General features: G+C 57.9%; 6 protein-coding genes and 2 tRNA genes. All 8 read left to right on the plus strand.

Going from position 1 to position 7,092, the window contains the following annotated elements:
- Nucleotides 1–1,707: ATP-dependent Clp protease ATP-binding subunit (locus ABGT74_RS04665; protein WP_346704669.1), on the plus strand; the 1,707-nt coding region annotated here is incomplete at its 5' end.
- A gap of 313 nt (nucleotides 1,708–2,020) precedes the next feature.
- Nucleotides 2,021–3,289 (plus strand): ArsB/NhaD family transporter, encoded by a 1,269-nt coding sequence (locus ABGT74_RS04670; protein ID WP_346704670.1) that lies wholly within the window; start codon nucleotides 2,021–2,023, stop codon nucleotides 3,287–3,289.
- 31 nt (nucleotides 3,290–3,320) lie between these two features.
- Entirely contained in the window at nucleotides 3,321–3,785 is a 465-nt protein-coding gene (locus ABGT74_RS04675; protein ID WP_346704671.1) for a hypothetical protein, read from the plus strand.
- 246 nt (nucleotides 3,786–4,031) lie between these two features.
- Complete coding sequence (locus tag ABGT74_RS04680; RefSeq protein WP_346704672.1) at nucleotides 4,032–5,258, plus strand: cation:proton antiporter; 1,227 nt, start codon at nucleotides 4,032–4,034, stop codon at nucleotides 5,256–5,258.
- Between the two features lie 134 nt (nucleotides 5,259–5,392).
- Nucleotides 5,393–6,232 carry a hypothetical protein gene (locus ABGT74_RS04685; RefSeq protein ID WP_346704673.1) on the plus strand — a complete coding sequence of 280 codons (840 nt, stop codon included), beginning with the start codon at nucleotides 5,393–5,395 and terminating at the stop codon, nucleotides 6,230–6,232.
- Between the two features lie 23 nt (nucleotides 6,233–6,255).
- Nucleotides 6,256–6,612 carry an arsenate reductase family protein gene (locus ABGT74_RS04690; RefSeq protein WP_346704674.1) on the plus strand — a complete coding sequence of 119 codons (357 nt, stop codon included), beginning with the start codon at nucleotides 6,256–6,258 and terminating at the stop codon, nucleotides 6,610–6,612.
- A 50-nt stretch (nucleotides 6,613–6,662) separates the two neighbouring features.
- Nucleotides 6,663–6,751 (plus strand) — tRNA-Ser (locus ABGT74_RS04695).
- A 32-nt stretch (nucleotides 6,752–6,783) separates the two neighbouring features.
- Nucleotides 6,784–6,874: transfer RNA gene (locus ABGT74_RS04700), tRNA-Ser, on the plus strand.
- Nucleotides 6,875–7,092: the final 218 nt, after the last annotated feature.

A 7,092-nucleotide genomic window follows, 5' to 3' on the forward strand; every position in this document is an offset into this window, starting at 1 on the left:
ATCAAGAAGGTCATCGAAGAGCTGACCGCGAACAAGGATACCATTCTGTTTGTCGATGAGATGCACATGCTGATGGGCGCGGGCGCTGCCGAGGGCGCGGCCGACGCTGCGAACATTTTGAAGCCTGCTCTGTCCCGCGGCGAGGTGCAGGTCATCGGCGCGACCACGCTCGACGAATACCGCAAGAACATCGAGAAGGACGCCGCGCTTGAGCGTCGCTTCCAGCCTGTGCAGATCGAGGAGCCGAGCCCGGAAGACGCGGTCGAGATCCTGAAGGGTCTGCGCGACCGCTACGAGGCACATCACCGCATCAAGATCCCGGACGAGGCCATCGAGGCTGCTGTCAAGCTGTCCGTGCGCTATGTGACCGGTCGTTTCCTGCCGGATAAGGCGATCGACGTGATCGACGAGGCATGCTCGCGCGTCCGTCTGTCCACACTGACCGCGCCGCCGGATCTGAAGCAGCTCGAGGACGAGATCGCCGCCATTGCCGCGCGCAAGGAGGAGGCCGTCAAGGGGCAGGACTACGAGAACGCCGCCAAGCTGCGCGACGAGGAAAAGGCAAAGCGCGACGCACTGGAAGCGCGCAAGAAGGAATGGTCGGATGAGCAGACCAAGACCCACGGCGCGGTATCGCCTGACGACATCGCGGCAGTGATCGCGGGCTGGACGGGCATCCCGGTCGCCCAGATGACCGAGGACGAGGGCCAGCGCCTGCTGCACCTCGAGGATACGCTGCACCAGCGTGTGATCGGCCAGAGCGCCGCAGTGACCGCGGTCGCCAAGGCGATCCGCCGCGGCCGTGTCGGCCTGCGCGACCCCAAGCGCCCGATCGGTTCGTTCCTGTTCCTCGGCCCGACCGGCGTCGGCAAGACCGAGCTTTCCAAGGCACTGGCCGAAGCCATGTTCGGCGACGAGAGCGCGATGATCCGCATCGATATGTCCGAATACATGGAAAAGCACGCTGTATCCCGCATGATCGGCTCGCCTCCGGGCTATGTCGGCTATGATGAGGGCGGCCAGCTGTCCGAAAAGGTGCGCCGTCACCCGTATTCGGTCGTGCTGTTCGACGAGATCGAGAAGGCACACCCGGATGTGTTCAACATCCTGCTGCAAATCCTTGAGGATGGCGTGCTGACCGATGGTCAGGGCCGTCACGTGGACTTCCGCAATACCATTATCATCATGACCTCCAACATCGGCGCGCAGAAGATCACGGGCAACGCCCGCAAGTCGCTCGGCTTCACGGCTGAGGGCGGCGAGAGCGCTGCGCGCACCTTCGAGCAGATCAAGGAGGACGTGCTGGCGGAACTCAAGACCGCAGTACGTCCGGAGTTCCTCAACCGTATCGACGATATTATCGTCTTTGACCGTCTGAATGAGGACGAGATTGCCCAGATCGCGGACGGCATGCTGCGCAAGGTAGCCGACCGTATGCAGGAAATGGGTATCACCATGGACTGGACGGACGCGGCGAAGAAGCATCTTGCCAAGGCGGGCTTCGACCCGATCTACGGCGCGCGTCCGCTGCGCCGCGCCGTGACGAACGAGGTCGAGGACCTCGTAGCCGAGCAGTCGCTGGAAGGCAAGGTCAAGGCCGGCGATAAGGTAACACTGGACGCGGAAGGCGACAAGCTGACGCTGCGTCCGGCAGGCACTGCCGCATCCGCTGAAGACAGCGCGTCCGAAACGGGCAGCGCGGAGTAATCCACAGACCACATCTTCCCATGTCATCCGCCCCCGGTGCGTCAAAGCACCGGGGGCGCTTTTGCGCGTATGGGGCGGGGGAAAGGGACGTGTCCTGCAAGGGATTACCACACATGGCAGGGGCTGTTAAAAATGTATAAAGAAATGTGAGGAAATTCGTGCTAAATCACAAAATGTTTCCCAAAAAGAGAACCAAATACCGGGGAATTGAACATTGAAAAACCGCGAAAACGGGGAGTATAATAGGTCGGTAAAAAAACATGGAAATGCGCAGGCCCTGCGGGGCAGCTGCGCGGGAAAGGGGTAAAGAATAATGAACACCATGCAAATCCTTTCCGTCGTGGTCTTTTTGCTGGTCATGGTCGCGATCGTCTCGGAGAAAATCCACCGCACGGTGGCGGCGGTCGCGGGCGGGGTCGTGCTGGTCTGTCTGCATGTGCTGACGGTGGACGATGCGGTCGGATACATCGACTTCAACACGATCGGCGTACTGATCGGTATGATGCTGTTCGTCGCGGTTGTGCGTAACTCGGGCCTGTTCGAGTACGTCGCAATCAAGGCGGCCAAGATCGCGAAAGGTAACCCGTGGAAGATCATGCTGCTGTTCACCATCCTGACCGCGGTGCTCTCGGCGTTCCTGGATAACGTGACGACCGTGCTGCTGGTGGGCCCGATGGCGATCGCGATCACCGGCATTCTGGGCATTGACCCGGTGCCCTTCCTGCTGGCGCAGATCCTCGCCTCCAACATCGGCGGTACGGCGACCCTGATCGGCGACCCGCCGAATATCATGATCGGTTCGCAGGCGGGCCTGAGCTTCATGGACTTCGTGGGCAATACCGGCATCGCAGTGGTGTTTATCATGGCAGCGCTGTGCGTGTGCTTCTATTTCATGTTCGGCAAAAAGCTCATCGTCGAGCCGGAAAAGATGGCCGCTGTCATGCAGCTGGATGAAAACAAGTCGATCAAGGACCACGCGCTGCTGGTCAAGAGCGTTGTGATGATCGTTGTGGTCGTGTTCGGCTTTGTGTTCCACAGCTCGCTCGGCGTGGATTCTTGCATTATCGCGCTGGGCAGTGCTACAATAATGTTGCTGATCGGCAAGCAGGACACCGAAGAGATCGTGCTCGGCGTCGAGTGGTCGACCATTCTGTTCTTCACCGGCCTGTTCGTCGTGGTCGGCGGCATGCAGCAGACCGGCATCATCACCATGCTGGGCAACGCGCTGGTCGAGGTGACCGGCGGGAACGCCATGCTGCTCATGCTGCTCATCCTGTGGGGCTCGGCGATGTTCTCGTCCGTACTCGACAACATTCCGTTTGTCGCCACCATGATCCCGCTGATCCTTGCGATGCAGGCGGACGGCATGGATGTCACCGCGCTGTGGTGGGCGCTGTCCCTGGGCGCGTGCCTGGGCGGCAACGGCACGCTGATCGGCGCTTCGGCCAACGTCGTGCTGTCCGGCATTTCGGCAAAGCACGGCCATCCGATCACCTTTGCACGGTATCTGCGCGTCGGTTTCCCGATGATGGTGCTGTCGGTCGCGATTTCGACTGTTTACCTGCTGATCCGGTTCCACTGATGCCTGACTGAGCGAGAAAGAAGGAAATCAAATGTTAACGAGCAGTTTTTCCGGCGATATCATCAATGTATCGCTGCGCCAGATCGGCGCGACCTCGATCAAGGAGGTGCGCAACGGCATCTTGTACATTGCCAAATTTGACCTGGCGGACGACCTGTGTGTCACCTACGTGTTCAATGTGACCAAGCGGGATAAATATTATTTGCAGCGCGTCGCGCCGTACCCGATCTCTTACGGCGATTTTGAGGGCGCGAGCGAGGTGGTCGAATTCATCCGCCGCGATATCCGCAAGTTCCGCAACGCGATGCAGTCGCACAACTTCCCGAAGTTCCTCGAGACCGCAAACGATATGGGTCGTCTGTCGCACGCAGTCGAGCTGCTGTTCCTTGAGCGCAACGTATCCGCCGAGGATATGGATGCGCTGCGCCGCAGCTTGGCGGACAGCGTCGAGACAATCCGCGCAATCCGTGAGCGTTCCCCCAAAGTAGAGCAATGACGCGGTTTGGCCGCCCTGTGTATCATCTGACACAGGGCGGCTTTTGTTATGCGTCTTGGGGAGAAAACGCATATTTTCGCAGAAAAATGCTCATTATTCAATACAATGTGGGCATAGTAGACAAATACAAGGACGTTTTTTTATATAAAACAACAGAGCGTTTTTTGAGGTTCGGGGTAGCCGAATTAGAAAAACGATGTATAATGGTAGATGTTCAATTATTACGATGAGAGGAGTGGTGTCGCCGTGTCCTACGATTTCCTGCTCACGATCGCGATCATCATGCTGTTTACCAAGATTTTTGGCCTGACCTCGGAACGGGTCCATATGCCGCAGGTTGTCGGCGCGCTGGTGGCCGGTGTGCTGGTGGGACCGAGCGGCTTCCATTGGGTTGGCGAAACAGACTTCCTGGTCAAGGCGGCGGAGATCGGCGTTATCATCCTGATGTTCAATGCGGGTCTGGATACCGACCTGAAAGAGCTGAAAAAGACCGGCTTTGCATCGTTCGTCATCGCGGTGATTGGTGTAGTCGTGCCGCTGCTGGGCGGCATCGGATGCTATCTGGCCTTTGAAAACCGTCCGGCTGACCCGATGAATATGCTCAAAGCCGCGTTTATCGGCGTGGTGCTGACCGCGACCTCGGTTTCGATCACGGTTGAGACGCTGCGCGAGATGGGCAAGCTGAAAAGCAAGGTGGGCACGGCGATTTTGGGCGCTGCCGTCATCGACGACATCCTCGGTATCGTGGTGCTGACCGTGCTGACCGCGTTCACCGACCCGACGGTACAGCCGTTCTGGGTGTTCGCGCGGATCGTGGGCTTCTTTGTATTTGTGCTCGTGGTGGGCTACGTGATGTACAAAGCCTTCGTCAAAATGGATCAAATGTGGCACAAGCACCGCCGTATCGCCATTTATGCGCTGGTGTTCGCGTTTCTGATGAGCTATATCGCCGAGCGGCTGTTCGGTATCGCGGATATCACGGGCGCGTATTTTGCGGGCATCGTGCTGTGCAACCTGTCCTCGACGCGCGACTATGTTGCCAGCAAGACCAATGTGCTTGGTTATATGCTGTTCTCCCCGCTGTTTTTCGCATCGATCGGTATTAAGACCAATCTGGAGGGCCTGAGCGGTACACTCGTACTGTTCGCGGTTGTGTTGACAATCGTGGCGATTTTGACCAAGATCATCGGCTGTGGTCTGGGGGCGCGGCTGATGGGCTTCCCGACCTATGACGCGATATCGATCGGACTGGGTATGGTATCACGCGGTGAGGTCGCGCTGATCGTGGCACAGAAGGGTGAGCAGGCCGGACTGATCGATCCGGCGATGTTCCCGGCGATCGTACTCGTGGTTATCGTCACAACGCTGGTCACGCCAATTTTGCTCAAATTCGGCATGAAGCGCGAAACCCCTGCAAATACAGAGTTTTCTGCGCTGGAGGCTGCCCAGATGCCCAATGCCAGCCGGCATTGAGCGGGTATCCCAATGAAAAAAACGGCTGCGTGCGGCAAATGCCGGGCGCAGCCGTTTTTTGTGCCTGTGCTTGAAGCGGGGCGCAGTGTGTGTTATACTACTTTCGTATGGAAATCCGGTCTGGAGGGAAAAATATGAACCGATACAAGCTTTTGCCGGTGCTGGCAGTCGCGCTTTGTGTGCCCAGCGTGGTTGTGCGCGCGCTGCACCTGTTAAATGGCTTTGATCTGGATACCGGCCTGCCTGCCGTGGGCGATGCGTGGGTCTGGTATTTTACGGCGTTCCTTGTGGTCGCGGCAGTCGTATATGCGGTGCTGGCAGCGCCGCTGCGCGCGCGGCGGGAGGAGAGCTTCGAGCAGCTGCTCGGCACGCAGAGCCCGTTGTTCCGCATGGGTGCTGTGATCAGCGGGCTGCTGCTGGCTGCGGGCGGCATGGGCTATCTGTACCTGACGATGACAACGGTCGGGCAGGATGCGGTCGGCTGGGCAAAGGTACTGGAGATGGTATACGCGGTTGTAACGCTTCTGTGCGGCGTGTGCGTGATCGGTCTTGCCAAGGCGCAGGGCGAAGAGATGAACGAAGCCACGGCGAAGCTGACGCTCATACCACTGATCTGGAGCTGCCTGCACCTGCTGGTCAACTACCGCATGACCTGCGTCGACCCCAAGCTGGCCTCGTTTGCATTTGGGCTGGTGGCGGATGTGGTTCTGGTGTTGGCGTTTTATCATCTGGCGCGCCTGCTGTACGGCAAGCCCCGGCCGGCATGGTTTGCGTTTTTCAGCGCGGTGACAACGACGATGGCGGTATCAGACATGGGCGGCTATGGCCTTTCGCGTTTGATGGGAGTGACGACACCGGAATGGTCGGGCAAAATGGTGCTGCGCGGCTGTCTGTCGGTGGCGGCGTGTATTTTGCTGGCGGCGGAACTGTTTACATTATGCCGCGACCATACAGGCGTGGACATATCGGAATAAAACGGATAGAAAGGAAGAACATGATGCTGTTTCTCTGTTATCCCAAGTGTTCGACCTGCCAGAAGGCCAGAAAGTGGCTGGAAGAGCAGGGCATTTCGTTTGACGAGCGCGATATCAAGCAGAACAATCCAACGGAAGAAGAACTGCGGACGTGGTATAAGCGCAGCGGCCTGCCGCTCAAGCGTTTTTTCAATACCAGCGGCATGCAGTACAAGGCGCTGAACCTCAAAGATAAGCTGCCGGATATGAGTGAGGAGGAGCAGCTGGTGTTGCTCGCAACCGACGGCATGCTGGTCAAACGTCCGTTGTTGGTGGATGAGGGTTTCGTGCTGACTGGGTTCAAACAGGCGGAATGGGAGCAGATACTCAAAAAGGATTGACAAAGCGGAAAATGGATGGTATAATAACTCTTGCTTATCGGGCAAGATACGGAGCGGTATCGAAGTGGTCATAACGAGGCGGTCTTGAAAACCGTTTGCCCGAAAGGGCGCGTGGGTTCGAATCCCACCCGCTCCGCCATTCTTTTGCTTGGCGAAGCTACTACTTGACATGGAGACGTACCCAAGCTGGTGAAGGGGCTCCCCTGCTAAGGGAGTAGGTCGGGAAACCGGCGCGAGAGTTCAAATCTCTCCGTCTCCGCCATGAAGGGTTGACAAAAAAGATGTCAACCCTTTTTTCTTAGTATTCATGCGGGTTTGCGGGCTTTTGGACAGAAAATCCGGAAAACGGTTTTACCGTGGATGTCCAGAGCAAAATCCCCAGCAAAACCCCACAAGCGGGGCTTCCGCCTGATTTTTCAGGCCGGAGGCCCCGCTTTTTTGCGTTCTACGGCCCTTTTCCCCGTTGTCAAATGTGTAGAA

The organism is uncultured Agathobaculum sp., from assembly GCF_963927765.1.
Classification (GTDB): Bacteria; Bacillota; Clostridia; order Oscillospirales; family Butyricicoccaceae; genus Agathobaculum.